Origin of the sequence: Methanofollis sp. W23, from assembly GCF_017875325.1 — an archaeon.
Lineage (GTDB): Archaea > Halobacteriota > Methanomicrobia > Methanomicrobiales > Methanofollaceae > Methanofollis.
In genome coordinates this window covers 940,421-964,859 of the sequence record NZ_JAGGMN010000001.1, presented here as the reverse complement: position 1 = coordinate 964,859, position 24,439 = coordinate 940,421, and the positions used below count along the sequence as shown (strand labels likewise).

The 24,439-nt window shown below is 53.6% G+C and carries 13 protein-coding genes; 6 read left to right on the top strand and 7 right to left on the bottom strand.

The annotated features are described in order from the left end of the window. Window positions 1-214: 214 nt before the first annotated feature. From J2129_RS04005 to J2129_RS03995, 3 genes are all read right to left on the bottom strand, one after another. Window positions 215-4,663, bottom strand: coding sequence for a hypothetical protein (locus J2129_RS04005; protein ID WP_209629641.1), 4,449 nt, complete (start codon window positions 4,661-4,663; stop codon window positions 215-217). 112 nt (window positions 4,664-4,775) lie between these two features. Beyond that, window positions 4,776-8,372, bottom strand: a complete 3,597-nt coding sequence (locus tag J2129_RS04000; RefSeq protein WP_209629640.1) for a helicase-related protein — start codon at window positions 8,370-8,372, stop codon at window positions 4,776-4,778. A gap of 721 nt (window positions 8,373-9,093) precedes the next feature. Further along, a complete protein-coding gene (locus tag J2129_RS03995) occupies window positions 9,094-9,957 on the bottom strand; it encodes a hypothetical protein (RefSeq protein ID WP_209629639.1) in 864 nt (287 codons plus the stop codon). 124 nt (window positions 9,958-10,081) lie between these two features. Between J2129_RS03995 and J2129_RS03990 the strand changes: the two genes are divergently transcribed. Next, complete coding sequence (locus tag J2129_RS03990; protein WP_209629638.1) at window positions 10,082-11,065, top strand: hypothetical protein; 984 nt, start codon at window positions 10,082-10,084, stop codon at window positions 11,063-11,065. A 48-nt stretch (window positions 11,066-11,113) separates the two neighbouring features. Here the strand turns inward: J2129_RS03990 and J2129_RS03985 are convergent, their stop codons facing one another. Continuing rightward, on the bottom strand, window positions 11,114-13,816 hold the full coding sequence (locus J2129_RS03985) for a HEAT repeat domain-containing protein (RefSeq protein ID WP_209629637.1): 2,703 nt from the start codon (window positions 13,814-13,816) through the stop codon (window positions 11,114-11,116). A gap of 1,276 nt (window positions 13,817-15,092) precedes the next feature. Here J2129_RS03985 and J2129_RS03980 point away from each other — a divergent pair. The 5 genes from J2129_RS03980 to J2129_RS03960 all read left to right on the top strand — a co-directional run bounded on the left by J2129_RS03980 (window position 15,093) and on the right by J2129_RS03960 (window position 20,565). Beyond that, a complete protein-coding gene (locus J2129_RS03980) occupies window positions 15,093-15,947 on the top strand; it encodes a hypothetical protein (RefSeq protein ID WP_209629636.1) in 855 nt (284 codons plus the stop codon). A gap of 852 nt (window positions 15,948-16,799) precedes the next feature. Further along, on the top strand, window positions 16,800-17,285 hold the full coding sequence (locus J2129_RS03975; protein ID WP_209629635.1) for a hypothetical protein: 486 nt from the start codon (window positions 16,800-16,802) through the stop codon (window positions 17,283-17,285). Next, on the top strand, window positions 17,282-18,772 hold the full coding sequence (locus tag J2129_RS03970) for an N-6 DNA methylase (protein ID WP_209629634.1): 1,491 nt from the start codon (window positions 17,282-17,284) through the stop codon (window positions 18,770-18,772). Before J2129_RS03975 ends, J2129_RS03970 begins: the two co-directional genes overlap by 4 nt. Before the next feature lie 203 nt (window positions 18,773-18,975). Next, a complete protein-coding gene (locus tag J2129_RS03965) occupies window positions 18,976-19,596 on the top strand; it encodes a HAMP domain-containing sensor histidine kinase (RefSeq protein ID WP_209629633.1) in 621 nt (206 codons plus the stop codon). A 171-nt stretch (window positions 19,597-19,767) separates the two neighbouring features. Continuing rightward, window positions 19,768-20,565: a hypothetical protein gene (locus tag J2129_RS03960; RefSeq protein ID WP_209629632.1), complete on the top strand. Its 798-nt coding sequence runs from the start codon at window positions 19,768-19,770 to the stop codon at window positions 20,563-20,565. A gap of 374 nt (window positions 20,566-20,939) precedes the next feature. On the opposite strand, the gene J2129_RS03955 is transcribed toward J2129_RS03960, so the two are convergent. From J2129_RS03955 to J2129_RS03945, 3 genes are all read right to left on the bottom strand, one after another. Continuing rightward, window positions 20,940-21,797 (bottom strand): hypothetical protein, encoded by an 858-nt coding sequence (locus J2129_RS03955; protein ID WP_209629631.1) that lies wholly within the window; start codon window positions 21,795-21,797, stop codon window positions 20,940-20,942. Beyond that, window positions 21,797-22,897 carry a hypothetical protein gene (locus tag J2129_RS03950; protein ID WP_209629630.1) on the bottom strand — a complete coding sequence of 367 codons (1,101 nt, stop codon included), beginning with the start codon at window positions 22,895-22,897 and terminating at the stop codon, window positions 21,797-21,799. The genes J2129_RS03955 and J2129_RS03950 overlap by 1 nt, the downstream gene beginning before the upstream one ends. Window positions 22,898-23,148: 251 nt before the next feature. After that, window positions 23,149-24,369: a hypothetical protein gene (locus tag J2129_RS03945; RefSeq protein WP_209629629.1), complete on the bottom strand. Its 1,221-nt coding sequence runs from the start codon at window positions 24,367-24,369 to the stop codon at window positions 23,149-23,151. Window positions 24,370-24,439 lie beyond the last annotated feature (70 nt).

Here is a 24,439-nt window from a genome sequence, read left to right as displayed (position 1 = left end):
GCCTCCCTCCACCTATGAAGATTAGTAAGAAACAGTACCTGCGAAGAGTTGAGGGTTTTACACCATCATTTGTCTCTATCTTCAGTGGTGGGTGTGGGAAAGAGAGTTTCTGGATGACCTTTAAGATAGATTATCATATGATTTTTAAACAACCAGATTGTCTATTTTGCTCAGATCACGGAAAATTATAGAGAAAATTATGGGAGAGAACGATTCAATCTTGCTCCTCTCCATGTGATGATTTTTCAGAGGCGATCACAGCCTTTAGGTCCGCAATATGGGTTTTCGTGAAATAGAGTTTTCTGGGTTTCTTCGCAAGAACGATCTCCATTTCATTCCCCTGCATCTTTTCAAACAACTCCCCCATCACATCACGCGATGCGTTCGCATGTTGAAACATCGCACTGTGGTTGGGGCATAACGCCAGATAGTTCTGATAATGACGTTTCTTCAGATCGGTTAAAAATTCAACCTTCTCTGTATAGTAGGATCCATCGTCAAGTTTGAAGGGAAGCACGTTTTTGCAGATCTGACAGATCATCACACCGTCTTCATTTGTATATTGGTCGCGGAGATATTGCTCAGCTTCCAGTTTGACGTCATCCAGACCTACTGATACTGAACGTTCTCGCACTTCAGAGATCCGGAGTGGAGCGTTTGCAGCCATCTGTTCAACATGTGTGGCCCTGAAATCTGGATGACGGGACTCATGTTCTGGAAGTTCAACTACCAGAGGATTGTGATGCTCCACCAGGGGCTGATTCGTCCCCGACCCCGAGCAAGACGGCGATTTCATTCCTTCATAACTCCCATCACCATAATTCTGGCTGAGGTCATCGTTTGCAGTTCTGTCGCTGGGGGTATGATATGTCGGGGCGCTCCCTTCGCTGGAAAGGATTCCTGTGGATACAGCCTCTGCAGGGGGGGGACAGGGTATATTTTCATCCTGACCTCTATCGGTCATCCCGGGAGTCTCGGGTTCTGGAACGAGGACAATCTGATCTTCTCTCCGGGAATCCATCCACTCCTTGATCTCATCTGGGATGTTCCAATTATTATCCTGAATTCTGAATTCCCAATCATCCTCTCCAAGAACCAGTTCGATCCAGTTAGATAATTCCATGGAGGCATGGTTCGGCATTAACCCGCGAGCAAGTGCCCTTGCAACAGCGTTTTTGGTGCGCCCACATGAGGTCTTTGAAATTAGTAGCCTGCCTGAATCGACATCCCAGAATGCATCGCAAGACTTTTTGACCTTGGTATATTCTAAGCAATAGATCACATTCAGGTCATCGGTCAGAGCCTCGGTCGTGTTCAGGAGCGATCCAAGAACATCTCTATCGAGCAATTTTTTGTAATCATTCTGATATTTCTCAAAGATCCAGGTTGCAATGAGGATTTTTGCGGGATCGGTCAGCAGTTCAGGTTTGGTTCTGGGTACGTACTCTGCATTGCCCGCCACTGAGCAGGTTAATGCATCTGAAAGATATCTGAGTCCAAGGGTCTGACACACATTTTCCCAATCTAAATGAGAGGCCCTGTGGGGATACCATACCAGGTCGATCTCATTGTTTTGAAAGATCTGTTTCAACTCGCCGTCATCAGGGATATAAACCGATGCCGGTTGTTCAAAAGTTGAATTTTCGGTCCATACTTTCACTTCGCGCTTGAATTCATCCCACCAAGCCGGGCGTTTCTGATTACTCATTGTGCAGACATGACGAATCCTCTGATAAATCGTGGTCAGAATCTTTTCGGTTCTCTGATTGTCACGGTTCGATTCGTTCTGAAGGCACAACCACCGCCGGGCAAAACATTCGGTGTCAACATCCTTCTTGACAGAGAGGGTCTCTACAAAGAATTTTTCGAGATCTGGATAGTATTTTTTGAGGTAGAAGAACTCGTCACCCAGCACCTCACTGTGATCATTCCAGATAACTTGATCAACTGAAGCCCATCTTGGAGTTGTTGCTTCCTGAGGTATAAGGATGAGATTGCCTTTTTTGAATCGTTGGGTCAGCTCAAAATCAAGATTGAGAGAGGCAAGATATCGGTACACCCTCTCTGCAAAATCTCTTGATCCAGATCCATCGTGCGACTTCTGTTCCAGGAGGGTGATCAATTCCCCGGCGGTTGCCTGTGTCCTGATTCCAAGGAGTTGAACAACATGTTCGGGAAGTTCGTCCTCAAAATACGGGGCCGTATCACCGAAAATTTCTCGGATCTGCGGGAGAGGAAGGAACGCCTGGTCAGGACGAACATAACCTTTTGTTGTGGGTAGCCAGGAAGTATTTTTTAGCGCGAAAACAATTTCGGAATCGTATCTTGATACTCTCTGAGAATAGTAGAAATACTCTACTATGGTCTGCAACCATGGTGTATTCTTATTTTGATGCTTCAACCAGTTGATTAAACTCTGTGAAAATCTGATCTTTGCAATTTCATCAAGCGTTTGAAATGATTTCAAGGATTCAAATGGCCGCCAATTGGATATCCATTTTTTATATAGTGAATAATTATCATTAATATGTTCATCTTCGTATTTTGTTAGTGTACCATATTCATCGTCCTCGTGTATTATAGGTAAAGGATAGCATGTAACTCCAATTCTAGACCATAATTTTTCAAGGTCGGCAGATGAATCCCCATCATTGCTATTTTTAATGTAATGGTCCGAAAGTGAGACAAGATGTTTCCTATCCTCTTCTGTCGCAAAGATATTTTGCCATCCTGTTTCAGGGTCAAGTGCTTCCGGTGTTACCACTACCTGAATTTCATGCAGAGCTTTCGCCTGTGAAAGCAGCATCTTCCTGTTATCTGAGAGCAATACAGGAATATCTGTGAAATCAATATCAGTGCTGGCGAACTGCGAGAGAAAGATCGTTGCAGATACAAGGTCATCATCAGATATCTCTTGATAATGCTTTTTTAACCACTGCAGGACATCTATTGCATAATTTTGCTTTGAGAATGGATGAATCTCCAGTGTTTTACTCATCCATTCACAGATCTCTGTGTTATCCTTTACTCTGGTGTAAAACTCCTTCTGCAAAAAGGCCAGTTTTACCCGAGCACACTTGGGGACATCGCCTAATATCTTCTCACATTCATCATCGCACTCAAAATAGATTGGCTGCTCGCTATCGCAGGAAAAGCGTGTGCCGCTTTCTGTCTCTACCGGAACAATTGGACAACCTGCCAAAGTGTCTTTTGAGAGGCTCTTTTGAGATGAGAGATACTGGTAACTCTTGATTATCCAATCAATATCGTGCTCTTCTATCCACTCTCTGTCCAGAAAACACTGCCTGACAATATCGACTGTGTAACCACTGACCCCGATAAACTGAAGTTGTTTTTTATATTTCTCAATTCCCTGCAGAACAAGCCGGGTAGTTAATAATGCCTCTGGATACGACTGTTCTGAAAGCAAAGAACGGAAGTTCTTTCCCGCAGTCCATGCTTCCGAGGGCTTGCACTTTTTCCCTTCAGGCTCAGTCAGAACAATTTCTCGATCACTCAATGCGTTCTGAATTGAGCTCACGACAGGCTCGAAGAATGTCGCATGGGATTCAAGGGGAATAAAACCGTAAGCTCTCTCGCGGAATTCATCGATATCCAGACATCTCTCAAATGCCTCGACAAAGACTTCAGGAATACAATCTCGAAGCCACTGGTTCCATGGGTCACCCTCATGGATGGCCTCGCGGGAACTTGACAGCAAGAAATCGGCGTTGAGCAGGAATGGCAGGCCAGTATCTTCATGCACGGGAAGATAGGCAAAAACCTTGCCGGCACTTCGGGCCTCGTTATCAAGGGGGAGGGCAATTGAAACGTCTCTTTCATCAATCCGGTTTCGTTTTTCTGAGGAAATATTGTCTGGTTTATGAAACAATCTGGTGTGCACGATGAATTCTTGCGTGCGCTGGAATGAATCTCCCTGATCATTTCCTTCGACTATAACCTGAACACACGGTGCTCTGCTATCATCTTTCCGTATCGAGAGCCTGTACCCAGTTTCTGTTTCTATAACTATTTTTTTCAGTTTCGACAGGAATAGAACGGTTACCGGATCGATATCTCTGAGCATCTTCTCGATGGATTCATAAGAAAAATCACTTTTGTTGAGGGGCAGGATAATCGTAGTCCCGGATGTATTGAGACTGTCAGGAATTTCATCGACCCATAGGGGCACGATATATCCCAACTCTGTTTTCTCGTCATGCTCAGGCAGGCGGAACCTGTAGCCGTTGGAAAAAATATGAGGATCTGTTGTCACCCTGAATACGGATTTAAAACCAATCCCCTTCTCTCCAATATATCCCTGGGTCTTGTCAGTCTTTGTGGACTGACCGACCTTACAGATCGCACTCACATTTTCTGAGGAAAAACCGACCTCGTTATTTTGAATGATCAACGCTCCATCTGAAACCGGCGTCCCGGTCGGATCAGATCTCACCAATTGAAAGGACAGAGATGGCTCCAATACATTGTATGAGTTATCTTCTGCATTCTGGATTAACTCAAAGATAAAATGGGTATCCTTGCTGTATAAATCGTCAGCAAGGGCATGAATTGAAGAATTTAGGCTGTCCTTGACACGCTGACTTGCTTCAAAATCATTCCGTATTTGTGTAATGTAATTCTGTTGATCACTGACTCTCATGTTCTTCACTCTGGGTCAACTGAAAGACTCTGAATTCAAAATGTTCATTCTCAGTACGTGGCTCCCTGATTGAAACGTAAAAACTGTAATACGGTTTTTCCCCTCTCATATCTCATTCCTGAATCTGAATGATCCCAAACATCACCGCAGTGGCGTGGATGTCCCCGCTGCTTGCTGCTTGTCGAAGATCCTTCATACGCCTCTCAAAATCAGCGTTCGCTCTTGTCAGTTCGCCCTGTTTCATCAACCTGATCTTCTCATTCGAGGTTCCCTCGAGTTGGTCCTTAATTGTCTTACATCGTGCCTGATGACTCACATTCAAGCTCTGGATCCGGTGCTCGACCTGCTGACGGTTTTCGGCAATGTGATCCGCCCGTGCAGCATTCCACTTGGTGTAGTGTCTGGCCTCTAAAGCGTCGAATTCAACAGGGTCAAGGAGTTGGGCATCTTTGAGTTCTGTAGCAGACCGCAGGATCGAAAGCATGACTCCTTCAATCGCTGGATCAGAAGCCACCGGGACGAGTTCCTCATCGGGCTTCACGCCCTGCTTTTTCCAGAGGTAAATCCCGAAACGATAGGTGCCAGGTGAGGCCTCTGCACTCTGCGCAGAAAGCATAGTGTAGACCACCTGGCCGGGTTGTAGGAAATGGGCCGCCTGCCTGACCAGCGGGTGGACTACTGAGAGATACACAATTTTTGTATCCTCCACCGCTGCTTTTTGATCAAAGGTTACTGACAATGTAGGCTGATCGCCCTTGAGCCACTTCTCCCACTCTCGAGCGACAGGTTCTGAAGAGCGAGGCAGACGTTTGTAATCATCGAGCAATCTAGATCTGGCCTCTATATTGAGCCGTAAAGTCTTGTTTGCCTTTTCTCCAAGCAGGTGCTCTGTTTCAGTGCCAACCCGTGCTGCGAGATAACTTGATACACACTGCTGAATCCCTTCAGGAGATAACCAGTAACTTTCAGCTTCCTCGATTTCCTGAAGCCAAGTGTGATTTGGAACATTCAGTCCGATCAGTTCGGACTGTCTTGTTTCAAGTTCCTGTTCCTCCTGGATCCGGCGGATGCTGTTGTCTGCAAGCTGGCGAAGCCTGCTTTCGCGTTCTTCCTCGGTCAGGGAAAACCGATCGGCAATTTCGTGGATTTTTCGGGTGATATCCCCAAGGATCTCCTCGTTCCCCCCAACAGAATGCTGAAAAACACCGATACGCCATAAGCAACGCACGTAGATCTCAGCATCAATGGTACCAGGTGTGACAAAGTTGACAATGGCGATAGTCTCGCTCTTCTGCCCGTGGCGATCGATACGGCCGATACGCTGTTCGATTCGCATAGGGTTCCATGGGATATCATAATTGATGAGGAAATCACAGAACTGGAAGTCAAGACCTTCACAACCCACCTCCGAAGACAGGAGAATATCGATGGCCAGAGGGTCTTCTTTGGGTAAAGCAAACCGGCGGCGCAGATCAGCACGTTCTTCATCAGGGACATCACCATGAATCAGTCCATAGCGTAGTTCCGTGTGTTTCACATATTCGGTCAGGTAGATCAGGGTGTGGCGGAATGTGCTGAAAACCAAAATTTTATTGTTTGGCAAGGTATTCTTTTCTGTGATGATCCTGACAAAAGCCTCGATTTTGGGATCATGATCATCTAAATTCCGGGCTTTCTCCAGCAAAACCTCAATGTCTGCTCGCAACACGTCAATGAAGCCTAGATCAGGTTCATCATCACTGTCACTCACCTCCATAAACTCAAGTCTGTCGAGGTGACCATTCAGGATGTCTTCGAGGAGTGGGGCCAGCCCATAGAGACAACTCGCCGCTTGCCGGCGAATAGTCGTCATCATAAACTTTACGTTCTGTTGGTCGTGGCTGTAGGATAAGATCCGCTTGATTATGTCGAGAAGACTGTCATGAAGCTCCTGTTGTGCAAGGGTAAATTCGACGATCACTGTTTCAGGTTTACGTGTGGTAAATTCCCCGATATCACGCCGGCGAGTACGGTTGATCATCGAACTGAATGTATATAGTTCTTCGACAGAACGGGTCAGTTGAACCCTGTCAGTATCAGTGAGCATTTTTTCCTGCAGACGATCATAGACTGTCTGGAATTCAACTGATTCTCGCAGAAACCATCGACCCCATGTGGTCTGGGCAGTCTTGTCGAGGGAGGAAAGGGTTTTTTCCTGCCAGCCTTCCTCCCCTCTGCGACAGAACTGCGCCGCCTCTGTAATATAAAAATTCGGCTCTGCCATCTGGTCATAACTGACCGAGTCAATTACCAGGTCGGGTCTCAATACATTGAGCAGGGTGTAGAGATCCTGGCTGCTCAGTTGAACAGGTGTGGCAGTGAGGAAAAGAACGGCCTCGGCATTGTCGCAGAAGTAACGTATTCCCTGATGCAGATAGGTCTCTGGATTTCGTATGTGGTGGGCTTCGTCAACGATGACCAGATCGAATTTCGGTGGGGGATCAAGAGCCAGTAAACCCTGTTTCTTCTGCCGACCCGACCGCTGGGATCCGAACAGAAGTCTTTGGTCGAAGAGTGAAAAAGGCAAAATAGCCTTTGCGTACTTCTCAGGCCACTCTCCTTCAACAGAAGTTTCCTGAAGACAATGTCTGAGAAGATCTCCGTTGAGAGTAGTGAAGTCTTCATCAAAACGCTTCATCTCCAGATCCCACTTTCGTTCAGCGACAAGTGCCCGGGGACAGATGATCAGGACAGAGGACAGATCCATTCTTGCCTGCAGTTCCTTAATAATAAGGCCCGCTTCAATGGTTTTGCCAACTCCTACTTCATCAGCGATCAAGAGGCGAGGACGGTCGGCCCGGATCATCTTCAGGACGGGTCGATATTGGTATGGTACAAACTGAACCCGTCCCGCACGCAGAGAAAAGAGGTTGGCAGTAGAAGGTGACAGGATCTGGATGCTTGTCAGATAGGCGTGTACTTCACTGGCCGTCAAAATCTTGCGATCATCACTCGCGCTAGATACTGTTTCTAACTGGCTTTCATAGTAAGTAGCCACGTTAGAATCCTGAAAAACGCGATAACGGCACTCGCCGCCACCAGGGATAACTTCGATCACTGGCACCACTTTTTCGGGGTTCGAACGCAAGGAGACCAGATTACCCACCTGGAACTTCGAAGCGAGAGGAAGAGGAACATTCGTATCAGGTACAGGAACATCAGGATGTTCACACGAAGACAGTGTGCTTGATGATGGGACAGGTGCCGGGGTATCACCAGAATTGGCTCTTGCCATTGCACTGACTGCCGCCGCTTTGAATGATTCTACCGCTTTCAGGGAATCTTCCGATGCCTCAATCATCATCAGAAGGTGATCCAGAGTATCTGCATCTCGATACCTCTCGCTTACGGGCATCGCTTCTATCGCTTCTGAAGATAGATGAGCCCATTTATTACGTACGGTCTGAAGTTCCTTTACCCAACTTCGACCTTCACGGGGCAGGAGAAGTGTGGTGGAAAGTTCGTACCAGTTCTGGTCCAGCACCCTCAAGAGCGCTGCAAAGTCAAGTTGTCGGAGAGAAGTATAGCCCTGCTCCTCTACAATCCTCTGCTGCTGAAAACTGAGACGCTCAACAACATTTTGCTGCCACCAGTCTGATGATTGATCCGGCAATTTTGAATCGAGAAACTGAGCCAGTTCCACTGTTGCCATCTGGATAAGTGTGTTCAAATTTTCTCCTCGTTCCGATGATTATCGAGTATCTCTTAACCTATGCTGTAAGATACAAATTGTTGCAAGTTCTCAGATTTGCCACTGATAATTTTAAGGTGTTTTCTACCTTCTTTGAGTCTTTCCGGAAAGGATTTCTCGGATATAATTTTCAAAACGCTTCATCTTCAGATTTTTAAACTATATTATTCCTACATCAGGCAATCGCCATCGTAGAGCCACATGGATTGCCAAACTATCATATGAATATACTATTTATTTAATCTACCTAAATTTCGATTAAAATTAGAATTAATTCCTTTTTAAACTTTTGATTTGATTAAATTCGGAATTATCGTATAATTGTCTGGATCCCAGACCATATGTATGCCAATTATTAAGAAAATGCGACCTTTGCTTGAATACCGATGTTTTCAGCAACATTGAGATCTCCTTTCAAATAGAGCAGATTTCGAACCTTCCACCCCCATATCGAATAAATTGCGAGGAGATCTTTCGACATGGATCAGATAAGAAGAGGTAATGCTGGATCTGGAGAATGACTCTCCTGAAGTGAAAAAGGGGGAGAAAGACTCTCCAAATTCTCTCCGTCGAATCGCAATCCAGGGGATCCAGGGGATGCGACCGGAAGGAACTTTCTATAACGTCCCCTGTGCGATTGATATGAGAAGGTGAGCGTTCAGAAGGGGCACTGCTACCAAAAAAGTGAACCCCCTCATCATCACCCCACCAACCCCCGACAAAACCCGATCACCTCCCCGACCCTGTTCTTATGATGGATCTCGGGGTTGATGATCATCTCCTGATCAAAAGTCCTGATCTTCGCGAAGATCTTCTCCCACGGGATCGGATCGTCGAGGGAAGGGGCGCCGTGTTTCCGGTGGATGTGGAAGCCCTTGAGAAAGCCCGGCGGGATCTCATCGAAGGAGGCGAAGCACCTCTCCTTCGTCACCGTGTACAACTGCTGGACGTCGAGCACACACCCGAATGACGCCTGGAGGTCGTCGGACTCCTTCGCCACCTCGTCGGCAAGGTTTTTGATCGTGTTCCCGTCCTGGATACACTGCCCGGTCCGGTTCTCAAGGAGGACGTCGGGCCGCGTCCCGAACGCACTCTCATAGGCGTCCTGGAGAAATATGACCGAGTCGATGAGGTCCTGGTTGTGGTTCCTGCGGTCGCCGGGATGGATCTCGATCCTGGCCGCAGGTTTGCCGAGGAACTCGGAGACTTCGAGGACCATCCGGACAAAACGCTCCCTCCACTCCGGGTCGTACCACTTGAGAAGGGCCTGGGCGGAGATCCCGTAGCCGTCGGTCCTCCGGAGGGAAGGTTCGGTGTGGAGGATATACCTGACGTCTTTGATGCAGCGTGCATGGTTCTCGTACAATGTCTTGATGGCGGCCTGGTCGGGGACGGCGCAGAGGTCCAGCCCGGTCCTGCTCACCTCGGTTTTGTTCTTGATGAAATCAGCCGGGACCTCGATGTAGGTGCAGCCATGCTCCTGCGCCAGCTCCCAGCGTTCGTCAAATCCGCCCCGCTGTTGCAGGCTTGAGACGTTGGGATAAACATAGGAAATATTCGCCATTATGTAGAGAAAGGAACTGTAAAAAATAATATTTAACCGTATGAGATTTTTTCAAGTTCTCTATTGAAAAATAGATTGGCTTTAAGGTCGTAAACGTTAATCGGTCTCAATCCAATCCAGATATATGATACTCTCCTATGACATCGAGAAAGGGCGACAGGTCGCCCCGATTCTGTACGAGGCATTCAGGACAACCGGGATTCACGGGAGAGTGGACATGCCCGAGGACCGGCCGCCGGCCAGGGTCGAGACGGGATCGCGGGAACATCTGCTCTTTCTCACCCTGGCCGTCTCCCTCGATTACCAGCGAGACGCGTACGCCCTCTGGGAGAGTGCCAGACGCACCTACGAGGACCCCGAGACCAGGTACCTCTTCGACCCCGGGGCACTGCACGAGGCGTCCTATGCCCGGGTCTTTGCAGACCTGGAGAAGTACAACCTCTCGAAAAAGCATCATGCGGACACCACCATCTGGCGCACGGTGGGCATCTCGCTGTACAAAAAATGGGACGGAGACCCGCGAAATTTTCTGGCCGACTGCGGGTATGACGGCCCGACGATCCTCAGGCGGTTGAAAGAGGACCGGCACCCTGCCAACGGCCGCATGACCTGGGACTTCCCCTTCCTGCGAGGGAAGAAGATCGGGCCACTCTGGCTGCGGATGCTCAGGGACAACGCCGGGATCGATTGCATGAAAAATCTGGACCTGGTCCCGATCCCGGTGGACATCCACGTCGCCAGGGCCTCGCTCTGTCTCGGGATCGTCCGCGGGCGGTATGAGGGGAGGCTCAAGACGATCTTTGAGGAAATCAGGCATGCCTGGGCAGAGAGTGTCATGGGACACGCGGCCGGCGACCGGCCGATGATCGCCCTGGACGTGGACGAGCCCCTCTGGCACCTCTCCAGGTTCGGGTGCGCAAAGAGAGATCCAGAGGCCGGTCGCTGCCCGTTCAGGGCGAGATGCGAACTGGGTGCGTTCTGCGTGGAGGGGAAGGTGGCGATCGAGAGGCAGATGGTGTCACTGGATACGGGGAAGTCTGAGGAGGATGGATCTTCGGGAGAGGAGAGAGTGGCGGTACAGAAGGGGAGATGCCCTGGGGAGACCTGAGAGAAAGGGATCTCGCACCCTGGGAATATTTGGGTTCAATTTTTTCTCTTACCAATAATATCCCCGCAGCATCCTCAACGCCCTTCCCGCTGCCTTTCTCACCTGTTTGGCAGGATCGCGCTGCATCTTCATTAGAATACGCCTTGAATAAGTATCATTCAGACGGCCAAGTGCCAACACAGCCTGTTTCCGCACATTGGGATCAGGATCCCGAAGGTATGGACGTATAGGGGATACAGCCCTTTGAGAACCAATCTGACTGAGGACAGCAATCGCACATTTCCGAACTTCCACATTTTCATCCTTAATCAGGTCAATCAAGAGATTGACCGCAGGAGAACCAATTTCGAGAAGTGTTTTCATTGCTTTTTTCTGTTCCTTATCTGAAGTACTTCTTTTCAACGAGATGATAGCTCGTTCAACAGGATCCTTAGGTGTACAACCTGATGACACACACCGTTTAGCGCCCTTGCGGGATTTTTGCTGCTTTGATTTCTTCTTTTCACCCTGAAGAGTCCTACAGGACACCTTCACCGTTCTCTCCTCATCAGCCCCCCCATATCTGACGATCAGGTCCCTGATCATGGCCGGGTCGCGGTCAGCGATGATCAAGAGCCAGCGCTGGCTCGGGATCTCAAGCATCTGCTCGTCTCCGTACGCCGACCTAAGCATCCGCGCCCACTCCTCGTCGGTGAGAGGGCCGGTCATCTCGCCGAGGAGGCGGACCAGACGGTGCCGGGCCTCGGGGAGGATGGCGTCGACGATGGTGCGGACCTTGATCACGCCGAAGTCGTCGGTCACCAGGCGGTCGTGACCAGTATAGTAGTTGCGGACGGCGTCTTCTGACTCGCGCTCAAATGTGGAGAAGTTCTCGGATTCGTCGGCGGTCTCTGTGATCGGGATGCCCATCTTCAGGGCCACATCGGTGATCCAGGCGAGGTCGTTCTGGTATGTGAACGAGTCCTCAGAGACGATGTACTGGCGGGGGACCGCGACGAAATGGTGGAAGACCGGGCGCTTGTTCGGCCGGTTCCGCAGGATCCTGCCCAGGCGCTGGATGAGTTGGAGTTTGGTCTTGGAGGACGCCACATTGATCCCGACCTCGGCGTCCGGGATGTCGATCCCCTCGTCGAGCATTTTCGGGGCGATGAGTACGCCGTTCTGGACCGACCTGAACCTCTGGAGCGCATGCCTGACCTCGATGTCCTTTAATTTTGAATGAATGAGAAATGCCGGCACCGAACCAGAAAGCCGTCCATAGATCGTCTCGCAGGTCGCAATATCCATCGCGAAGAGGACGCACTTCTTTGTCCGGCCCAGGTCCAGGGCGAGGGCGATCGCCTCTTCGAGTTTGGGCGACGAGCGGTGGATGACCCACCGGCGTTTGTTTATCAGGCCGATCAACTGGAGCCATTCTTCCGGGATATCTTTGCTGCGATACCTGAGGTCGGTCATCAGGCGGACAAAATCCCTGAGATTCTCGAACCGGTTCAGGCGGTTGCCGGAGAGCGCACGGATCTCCCTGGTCTGGGTGGCATTGATGAAGTTCAGAGATTTTCTGATGCTCTCGGTGATCGATACAAACTCTTCCTCCTCGGCGATGTCGAGGAAGGTCTTGTGGATCGTCAGGGTGAACTCAGGGACGATCCCGTCTCGCCGTGCATCGGCCAGGGTATAGGTGAAGGCCGTCTTTCCGAGGCACCGGTCCAGGACCGTGGTCCGCTCCCGTCCTTCCACCGTCGCCGAAAGCCCCATCTTCCACCGGCAGGGAACATCGAAGGCGCTCCTGAACTTCAGGCCGGCGCCGTGATGGACCTCGTCGACGATGAGGAGGTCGGTCCGGTACCCTCCGGGATTTTTCATCACCTTCTGGATGGTGTTAAAGGAGATCACAAACTTCCCCTGGTAGGAGACCGGGTGGGTATAATCGTCGTCGGGATCGCCTACAAACCCCAGTTTTTCGATGGACTCCCGGCGCCACTGGTTCAGGATCGCCCGCGAGTGGCAGAGCACCAGCACCTGGAGAGAGCCGAACTTTTTGAAGAGGTGATAGGCCGAGGCAAGACCGACCAGGGTCTTTCCGGTGGCGGTGGCCATCTCGAGCACTCCTCTCCCGCCGGCACCGAGCCAGCGGTCACGGGCCCTGACCTGGTGGTCCCAGAGCGAGAGGAGGATCTCGGGCGTTTCAGCGATCTCATGGAGGTCTCGATCTGATCGTGGCCAGGCCCGGTGAAAGGTCTCCCACCTCTTCGCCTTCTTCAGGGCGAGATAGAACTCCATGGCAAAGAGCGAACTGCCCACCGAAAAAAGCCGGGCACTCTCGTCGATCCCGGTCGGTGACAGACCACTTTTTATAGAAATTTTTTTGAGGATCTGGGCCTTCTGGATCTCAGGGAAGGTATGAAGGGCGGTTACCAGGTGTTTCCTGAATGCTGAATATTCTGCCAGGGAATATTCCTGGTCAGGTCCGTCGGTGATCCGCTCAGAGAGCACTTCTACAGACATCTTTGCAACATATTCCTCAAGGTTCTGGTACGCAGAACCCGCCGTGTCGAGTTGGGGAGCAAAGAGGGTGTGATGATAAATGCGGTTGTGGTAGTCGTTGTCATAGTGGTTGAGGAGTTCTTCGTCGGCAAGACTCAGGGCGACCGGCGCCGACTGGGGATCGAGTTTCTTCTCCCTGAAATATTCAAAGGTGAAGTGTTCCGGGTGTTCAAGATATTCCAGTTCATATGCTGAGAGTTTCTTCATCTGCAGACTCCTGAAATAGCAGTCATTGGTCGACATTTGGCAATTAAGAACATCTCCAATTATTATTTCACTATTAATGTCACTTTCGAAATTATTCTGTAAATCTAAAATAAAATATTGGAATAATCAAAGATAGGAGAGATGATCGACCAGATCCCTGATACTTCGCCAGAGGGTGGCAGAGACAGCACCCCCTCACACCTAAGAAATACCCAATTTACCCGTATTTTCCGGAATTCTCCTCGTTCCTGAAGGCCAAGATCGTCCCCTCAGGAAATCGGCATATCTTCGTTAGATCCTAGAAATCATAAGAATACACATATTATATCGCAAATATATGAGGGCAGATCGCAGGAGGATAGAAACCCCTAGCACCCTCACGGACGGTCACTAGAAGGCATTGAGAGAGGGGATTTCCTGGGAGAAAGACAAAATCTTCATTTTTTCTGGCACTCTGGGACTTTTCGCCAGATAGATCGTGTAAAGAATATATAATACCTATTAAAAACGTCTGAAACTCTCGACATAGGTTATGAGAACAAACACCTCAATCAGGAGACCTCTGGAGTACTAGAGGTGCCACCCTCGAGATGCCTCACCCTTCACAACTCGGTCTAGGTAACTGCAGATGAGATCCCCATAAGAAGGTCGATCAGATAGATCATCAATGTTGGAAATGTCGAGATCTGTGCAGAAAATAAATCATGGCAATATTATTCAATATTGACGATAATATGCTCTCTCATGGCGGGAACATTCCAGAGATAGAGAGAGATCGTCTCCCCAGACCATCATCACAGTTCAAGATGAAGAGCACAAGTTCTGGATCAGGTGTGGCGTGGGGGGCCACAGAGGTATGGGCCTCAATCTCCATCTGACACGCCCTGAAACTCCTCAACCTCTCAGTCTCAGACGTTGGAGGAGAGGGTTTGTAGAATATCTCTGGATGAATCTCTCTGGCTGAGGGGGACACAACCCCTGGGGCCCTTGAAGATCAAAGATCTTCGAGAGAGCCGCCGGTCCAAAGAGGGGAGGAGGCAATTGGGGCACGGTCACACCAAGAAGAAGTCCGAGATCAGGACCCTTCCGTGATGGTACCATCCTGACAGGAACCCCCTGATCCGTATTTTGCAGACGGCGGCGAGGACCACACGCACGTGAACACGAGCAAAGAGCGCAGAACCTGATCTGAGGTGAAGTATGATTGAAAAATGGGGTATGATCCGTAACGATGCCCCTTGAAACGAAGAGAGAAGAGAAGCAACCCGGAGGTAAAATGTGTAGAGAATTTAGGAAGGCCTGGAGGCATGTGCTTGACCTGATCGTCCCTGGGAAGAAGGTCCCTGGGTTCGAGGAGGTGAATAGCACGCTCGAGGACGCCATGACGCGGGGCGTCCTCCCTCAAGGTTTCGTCCGCGACCTGGAGGTGGAGTGGGATCTCTACTGCAGGGTCACAAAGATGCTCAGGAGATGGCCGGCCTGCACCCCCGCCGAGTTTGTCGAGCACCTCGCGCTGGCCGAAGGGAAGGTCCCGCCGGAAGACCATCCTGCATGGTCGGCCAGGGTGTCGGTGATCGTCCAGGCCTTTCTGGAGCATGACCGCACCCTCTTCCTGCAGGAGGGCGAGGCAGATGGCATGCCGGTCCCGTTCGAGAGCACCGACCCGCGGCACCACATCGCCTTCTTTCTCTCGCAGATGGCCCCAAGACATAGACGCAAAATACCTCTCAAGAGATTTCCTGGTTCGAGTGAGGAGAAAGAATGGAGACATCTGTGGGAGAGTGACGAGATCGATGAGATCTTCCCCCAACTAAAAGAGGTCTATCACTATGTCCTGCCACAGAAGAGAGACCCGAGCGGTCTGAACCGAAGGCAGAGCGCCGTGATCGTCCGCGGGGTCTACTGGGCGGTGCAGGGCTATTATACAAAGACGCAGACGATCCCGCCGTTCAGTGTGGTCGGTGCAAGACTCGGGACCGGCGTGGGCACGCGGCACTTCCCGATGGCTCTCTATACCTGGGTGGCGATCAGGGACCTCCACCGCGAGATCGAGTGCCAGATGGCGGCAGTGCACGAGGGGAAAGACGACGCTACCCCTGCAACGCACCTGCAGCAGGAGAACGACGGGTGAGCATCCATGTAAAGGGAGAGAAGACGCACATGGCTGTGTTTTTTCTTCATACCCCTGGTTGGTTCTGTGCTCTAAGCCTTTATCCATGAGGTCCTGCTCCATGTCCTCAAGTCAGGAGGGGCTCATAAGGTAGGGCGAGAAGAACATCTCTTTTTTGGTGGTTATCTGGATGGATCTGAGGAGGAACCGGGATGGCCATGAAGGGGCCCCATCCCACCCGCCCCAAGAAGTGCTCAATTTGCCCGTATTTCCCGGTGTTCTCCTCATTTCTGGAGGTCGAGATCGTCCCCTCAGGGAATCGGCACATCTCCGTTCGATCCTGAAAATCATGAGAATACACGCATTCTATCGCAATGATACAGGGTCGGATCCGCAAGAGGATGGAAACCCCTGGTACCTTCACGGACGGTCGCCAGAAGCCATCGAGAGAGGCGGTTTCCATGGGATAGAGAAACAAAACGCTTCACTTCTCCTGGCATTCAGGGGTTCTCGACCGGGCTGAATGCTTGATAAACAGATAAGATCCATCCATTCGAGAGAAAGATCCTTCACGCTGGCGATACCCCACTTCAGGGGCCTTAGAACAAACCGTTCAATCAGAAGGTATATATTCTCCTACGCCAACCATTATTTCGGCCCATCCCTTACACGTGTAAGGGACAATGGCCACGCCGCATGTAATGATATCAGGAGGTTCCAATCATACCACACAACCACCAGACCCGGGCCAGGCCAGGGCACCACGAGGGCCCCTGCACCAGCCCGATAAAAGATCTCCTTGTCGGAGGGAAAGCCATCCGCGGCGCCCGCACCGGCGCACCCCGCTCAGAGGACGACCGCCTCTATCCAGTGGTGGGCATCAAAGCACTGAGGGAAGACGGCACCGTCGACTTCGACGCCGTCGAGGAACTCGCGGCCAGGAACGAACGGGACATCGAACGCGCCCGCATCCACGCCGGCGACGTCCTCCTCTCGATGCGAGGAAATTTCAGAGCGGCCCTTGCCGACAAAAAATGCGAGAGCCTCCTCATCTCCCAGAATCTGGCACTTCTCAGGTTCAGGGAAGGCATCGACCCCGGCCTGATGGCCGCGTATCTCACCAGTCAACAGGGGAGAGACGCCCTCACCCCTCTCGCCCGCGGGAGGGCGGTACCTGTCCTCTCCCTCGCCGCCCTCGAAACATTGGAAGTCCCGGTCCTCAGCGAAGAGGCCCAGGGCCGCCTGGCCGCGTGCCTCGCCGCCTGCCGGGAGTATGAGGCGCTCGCACGCACGGAGGCGGACCTGGTCGACACGATCAAAGAGGCGTTGATCGCCGAACACCTGGGGGTGCGGCGGTGACCGACTCGCGGACACGCAACGACGACCTGCACCAGATCGTGAGCATGCTGCATGCCGACCCGGCCACCGCACACTCGCCTCTTCTCTTCACCTCCCTCCTCACCCTCAAAATGGTGGCCGACCAGAGAGCAGAATGGGAAGACGCGGCAGCGAACCATCGTCGCCCCCATCTCATAATGAGGATAGGACAGGAGTACCAGGCAGACGACCTTCCTGGCTTTCTCGCCTATGCCCCGGCGTGGGACGAGATCTGCGCCGCAGAAAGCCCCGGAAATGCGCTGACCGAGGCCTTCGCCCGTCTCGAACAGGCCCATCCCGGCGAGGAGACATGGTTCGACGCCCTGGTCTTCAGCCCCGACCAGGACACCCTCTGGGCCGAGGTCGTCGAGAAGATCTCCAATCTCTCGTTTCTCGACGATGATCTCACCGCCCGCAGACGACTCAAGTCCCGGGTATATAACGGGATCAGGCACGAGGTCTGGAGAGGCGGCGACACCTTCGCCATCCCTCCGATTCTCCCCTCCCTCCTTGTCCCCCTCCTGGCGCCCGGGGAAGACATGGCGGTCTTCGATCCCTTCTGCCAGGACGGCACCATTGTGAACGAGGTGGCACGGTACGCCAGGAGGGATGGAATGGATGGCGGGGTCGCCCTCTATGCCCAGACACCCAACGACTACACCAGGCTGGTCACAGGCCTCACCCTGCTGGCACACAACTGCCCCGACGTGCACATCGCGACCGGCGACCCCATCCTGACGCCCGGGTTTGCGGAGGGGAGAAGCCTCGCCGTATTCGACCGTGTGGTCGGCACCATCCCTGCAGGGGCCATGGACTGGGGGTCTGAGGCACTCCAACCCCGCGACCCCTATGACCGGTTCATCATGTACGGCGTCCCGCCGCGGACGAGCAGGGACTACGCGTACCTCGTCCATGCCATCGCCTCCCTTGCCAGAGGCGGGAGGCTGGTAGCCTTTGTCCCGACTGGCGTCCTCGACAGGAGCGCGAGAACAGAGAAGGATATCAGGGCGAGGATCATCACCCGCGACCGCGTCGAGGGAGTCATCGCCCTCCCGCCCCGGATATCTCCCTCGAGGACAGTGGAATATGCCGTCCTCGTCATCGCCGCAGGGAAGACCGCGGACCGGCAGGAGAAGACCGTCTTCATCGACGCCTCAGGGTTGTTCGAGCAGGGCGGGGTAATAGGTCAGGGCATTTTGGAGCGAGACATCACGACGATCCTCGACGCCTACACCGCCTTTTCCACGGTCGAGGGCTTCAGCGCCGTGGCGACCATCGACGAGATCGCGGCACAGGACTTCAACCTCGAGGTCTCGCGGTATGTCCAACCGGTGCGGTCAGATGAACAGGCCGAGCCGTTCGACCTCGACGCGGCCATTGCCGAACTCAAAACGATCAGAGAAAGAAAAGAAGACGCCCTGAACCGGTTCCTGGAGAGCGTCACGCGCCTGGCGCACGAGCAGAGATAGAGCAGGAGAGACCCCGAGGCGAACTATGGTCTCTGGAGTACCGGAGGTGCCGCTTCGAGGGGCACTGGCAGGAGAAACGAAAACAGAAACCCGATTAGAGGTGAATCATGAAGAAAAATGATGGTAAGAAGAGCGAAGGCGCTGTTCTGGAAGAGTATGGCCGCCTTCGAGTGGCACATGAGAAGATGACATTGATGAGTGGCATGACCTTTCACGACATTCTCAACCTGCTCTCTGCAGTCGATGGATACAGAGAGATTCTTGACAGCGAGATGCAGACACACCCTGAACTTCACCGGCCCTATGAATGCATGGGGAAGGCGGTGGACGGCATACGGTGGCACGCGGAGACCGCCGAGTCCTATATGGCCCCGAAGGTGCCGCCCTCGAGATGGCTCAATCTCCACGACCTGGTCCTGGTCGCCGCCGATGAGGTCCCCCATGAGAGGGTCGATCTTGTCATCGATGTCGGAGATGCCGAGATCTATGCCGACACATTGATCAGAATGGTACTCTTCAACCTGATCGAGAATGCCTTGCACCATGGCGGCGGAAATGTTTCAGTTCTACAGATCGTCTTCTCTGAAGATGAGAACGGGGGCGTCATCGCCGTTCAAGATAACGGCTGTGGAATCCCCGAAGAGCACAAGTCCCGGATCTTCAGGTACGGCTTCGGGGACCACACGGGCATGGGCCTTTTCTTTACCTGGCGAGCTCTGAAACTCCTCAACTTCTCGATCTCGGAAGTGGGGACAGAGGGGCATGGCGCACGCTTCGAGATCAGGATCCCTCCTGGGCGGTATCATTCCAACAGGAATACCTGATCACATCGTCCGGGTGGCGGCAGGGACGCACGCACCAAGCACGAGCAAAGAGCACAGAACCTGATCTGAGGTAAATTATGATAGAAAAATGTGATGTGATGAGCGGAGCCGCCGTCTGGTGCGGCGACGCCTCTCGAAACGAAGAGAGAAGAGAAGCGATGAGGAGGGCATATGTATAGACAGCGATGGTGGAGGATCCTCAAGCATGCGTTTGACCAGATCATCCTTGAAAAGAAGGTACCGTGTTTTGAGAGGGTAAACGGTACATTCGAGGACACCATGAAGTGGGGCGTCCTCCCTGAAGGTCTTGGCCGCGACCTGGGGGAGGAGTGGGATCTCTACTGCAGGGTCACAAAGATGCTCAGGAGATGGCCGGCCTGCACCCCCGCCGAGTTTGTCGAGCACCTCGCACTGGCCGAAGGGAAGGTCCCGCTGGAAGACCATCCTGCATGGTCGGCCAGGGTCTCGATGATCGTCCAGGCCTTCCTGGAGCACGACCGCACCCTCTTCCTGCCCCGATATCCCTCAGGACAGACATGCAAAAACGATCGCACCACAATGTTTGGTGTAGAAGAGAAGAAAATATGCAGAAACCTGTGGGAGAGTGACGAGATCGATGAGACCTTTCCTCAACTGGAAGAGGTTAGTCACTGTGTCCTGCCGCAGCACCACCCTCCGCAGAAGAGAGACCCAGGTGAATTGAACCGAAGGCGGAGCAGCGTGATCGTCCGCGGGGTCTACTGGGCGGTGCAGGGCTATTATACAAAGACGCAGACGATCCCGCCGTTCAGTGTGGTCGGTGTGAGACTCGGGACCGGCGTGGGCACGCGGCACTTCCCGATGGCTCTCTATACCTGGGTGGCGATCAGGGACCTCCACCGCGAGATCGAGTGCCAGATGGCGGCAGTGCACGAGGGGAAAGACGACACCTCTCCTGAATCGCACCTGCAGCCGGAGAACGAAGGCTGAGCATATGGCGGCGTGAATCCTTTGAGAGGCGTTCTGGTTCTGGTGAGGAGGGAGGCGGGGTTCAGGGGAGAGATCTGGGATCCCAGGCGAGGGGAAGACGCCCCCAATCCCTCTCAGAATACGCCTGATTTGCCCTTCTTTTCCGGAATTCTCCTTCTTTTCAGAGGCCGAGTCTGTCCATACCAGAACCCTGCATATCTCCGTCTGATCGAGAGAATCGGGCAGATACTCCCACTACATCCCAACGATTCCGGCCCCGATCTCCCGGAGGATGAATCCCCCCACCCCTCCAGGAAGCGCCCATCTGGAGGCGTTGTGAGAGGTGGTTTCCTCGGGCTATTCCCGGTTAAAACCCGATATGGCCGTTTTGGGATCTATGGCTCCTCCTCTTCAGTGGCCAATTCTTCACCATACCGATATCCCCCTTCGGCCTGCCCGGTCACGATCATCGAACCGTACCGCAGGAATGAATACTGCCACCACACAACCCCGAGGCAGACGAGGAAGACCACGCTCCCGATCATCAGGGCGCCGATCCACCCAAAGGTGCGCAGGAGCCAGATCCAGATCGCCGCCCCCACGGCACAGACGAGGAGCACGCCGGCACCGGTGCAGAGGCGGACGAGCAGGTCGCCGGGTGCCCTTCCTGCAAGCACCTCGCCGGTCACCCCGTCGATGGTGGCCTGGTAGGCACGGCCCTGGTAGGTGTAGCGGGCTACCCAGAGCGGATAATAGACGAGCGTGCACGCAAGGAGATCGAGGGCGAGCCGTTTTGGGGCGGAACTGTAGTCTTTATCGACTTCCTTGATGATCGCATCCTCGGTCATCTTCCGCTGCCTGGCCACGCTCTCGTCTTCAGGGACGCTCACGCCGAGTTCGCGTACCACGCACCTCTCGTCTGGCACGGTCTCGCCCTGAAGAGTGGGCAGGAACGAGACCCCGACCTCGCCGGGATCGCAGGCGACATCAGTCCAGGTACGGCGGCGCCCATAGACGACCTTGACCGGCGAACGCCTGAAGGTCTCTTCAAGAGAGACATCGACATAGACGGTCGCCTCCCATTCGGTGCACCAGAATGGTACATAATAGGGAGTGCACGCCTCGATCTCCCCGGCCACCTCAAGCCCGCGGGCCTTCGGGCCGTCCTGCCACCAGTCCTGGAGCACCTCGACCGCCTCCGGACGGTCGAGGACACTCTTGAACCTGCGTGATGGGGGGCATGAGGCCATCATCACCACTCCTCCTCTCTCTGCAGGGGACTAGTATCCCTGCCCTCCCGCCTGCCCGCCGTCTCCCATGCAGGGTTGTACCGCGAGGTGCAGGCGATGAGGTAGCCGGTGCCTCCTGCCACGGCCACGACCAGTCCCTGCCACATCCCCCAGTGGGAGAAGAGCAGTACTCCAAGGATCATGAAGAGGAACCCGAGGACGACACCGGCGGTCAGGGTGGTCTGCTCAGGGGGTGGAGTCTCAGGATGACGGCGGTAGCCGCCATAGAGATCGCCGGCGGTGATCTCGGCGCCATGGCGGGAGAAGGCGAAGGCGTCGAGGACCAGCCCCCAACCGCACAGCATGACCATGGGCAACAGAAGAATGAGAAGACCGAGATCAGAATCAGAAACTGGTCCGCCGTCACGAAAGATCGATCTCTCCAGGAACACGACCCACGCCGCGACCGCAAGGACGCTGACGCCCGTGGCAGTGACGAAGGCGACGATTCTCCAGAATAGATTGCCAGGCGCCCGGCCAGCGACGAGGGTGCCGGTCACCCCGTCGACCGCGGCAAAATAGGGGCGGCCGGCATAGAGATAGCGCACGGTCCAGAAGGGATAGATGAGGAGGGCGATCTCAGGGTGCCAGAGGAATATCCTGTGCCCTGTGACATGGGGGATGCCTGAATACCTCTGCGCCCCGTATTTCAACGCCCTCTTCCCCTCCGCGATCCCCTCGTCCTGCGAGACCGTCACCTGCCCGGTGAAGAGACCAGAGGGCACCGTCTCGCCGAAGAGATTTCTGAGATAAAAAATCCCGAGTGCGCTCGTATCGCAGGCCGCCCCTGTCCAGACGAAATCTCTATCAAAGGTCGTCTTCATCGGTATTTTCTCACGTAAGTATTCGTCATATTCCATCCGGTAGCCCTCCACGCGGCCTTTGACGCGAGCGGTGAGTCTCCAGAATGGGACATATTTCAGTCGGCATTCAATCACCTCGGCCTGGTCTCTCAGATCCCCGGCCATCAACCGCCCGCCCCACCAGGCACGCACCGCGTCGAGCGCCTGACTCCTGGTGGTCCTGCGAGTGAAGAGCAGCGCCCGGGTATCTGGTTCAATCATTGGAGAGGAGGTGTTGCGGTCAGGAGAGGGCCAGGGCTCCCCAGAAAAGATCAGAGCCCCATAGGGGAGGTACGATATCGTCGGCCACCGGTCTGTCATATTCGCCCCAAATGATGCTCAGGGTACTCGCAGACCCCCGCCCTCTCCTGTCATCATACCTGGGTGGGCTCACCATGAAGGATAAAAGTTCTCGAAAGAGTGTATGAGGGGCACAATATACTATAGAGAAAATTCAGGCAGAAGAACGCTGGTCACCCCTTCTCTGCAGGACGGGTGTCCCTGGCCCAGATCCTGCCCACCAACTCCCATGCCGGGTTGTACACCGAGACGCACGAGAGCATATAGACGACCAGCCCTGCCGCCGCCACGACCAGTCCTGGCCAGCGCCCTTCGTTGCAATACACGTACCCGCCGACGACCATCAGCCCAAACCCGAGGAGGATCCCGCCGATCGCCCGGGTGTTTTTGAAAGGCGCATGCTCTGAAGTATATCTGAACCGGTAGCCGCCATGGAGATCGCCGGCAGAGACCTCGGCGCCGTAGCGTGCAAGGGCAAAGCCGTCGAGGACAATGCCCCAGCCGACGATCATCAGGAGCGCCAGGACCAGGGCAAACCACCAGGCATCACCAAAGAGTCCAGAGAAATAGCCCGAAGACCCCAGCAACACCACTTCCATCAGGTAGATCCACACCGGGACCGCGAGGAGGGTGGCGGTCAGGGCGGCGACGAATGCCGCGACCCGCCAGCACAGACTGCCTGGCGCCCGCCCGGCGACGAGGTCGCCGGTCACCCCGTCGACGGTGGCAAAATAGGGACGGCCGGCATAGTCGTAGCGCACGATCCAGAAAGGATAGATGAGGAGAGCGGTCTCACACGCAGAGAAATATACCTCATGCGCCGTGATGGTGGGGATCCTGGAACGCTTCAGCACCCCATATTCGAGGGCGGCGATGCCGTCCGAGATGGCGTCTGCCTGCGGGACGGTCGACTCAGAGACGTGGCCGGTGAAGGTGGTGATGTCGTAGGCCCTGGTCTCACCGCCGAGATTGTGGAGATAGTACACCCCGATCTCGCTCGCATCGCAGGCGGCTTCAGTCCAGACAAAGTCGTCGTCGACGGCCTCCTCCATCGGGACTTCGATCTCAGAGTCCTCGCGGGATTCGGTTCTATGGCCCTTCACCGCGGCGGCGATATGGGCCGAGAGTTTCCAGAAGGGATAATAGTGGAGTCTGGTGTCGGTGACCTCCGCCCGGTCCCGCAGGCCCCATGCCATCAGAACCCCGTCCCACCAGGTGCGTACCGCTTCGAGTGCCTGGTCTCTGGTGACCGTCTGCGTGAAGAGCAGGGTCCTGGTACGCGCTCCGATCTCTGAGAGACAGGCGTCGCATACAGAGGGGTCCTCGTATCTCTCTGATGAGAGGGGACCGCCGCAGTGCGGGCAGGCCGCCGTCTCCTCAAACTCGTCTATCATCACGGGATGATTTGAGACATTCTCCTGGATTAATAAAAGCTCTCGAAAGATCTTCTATGCCGCACCATAG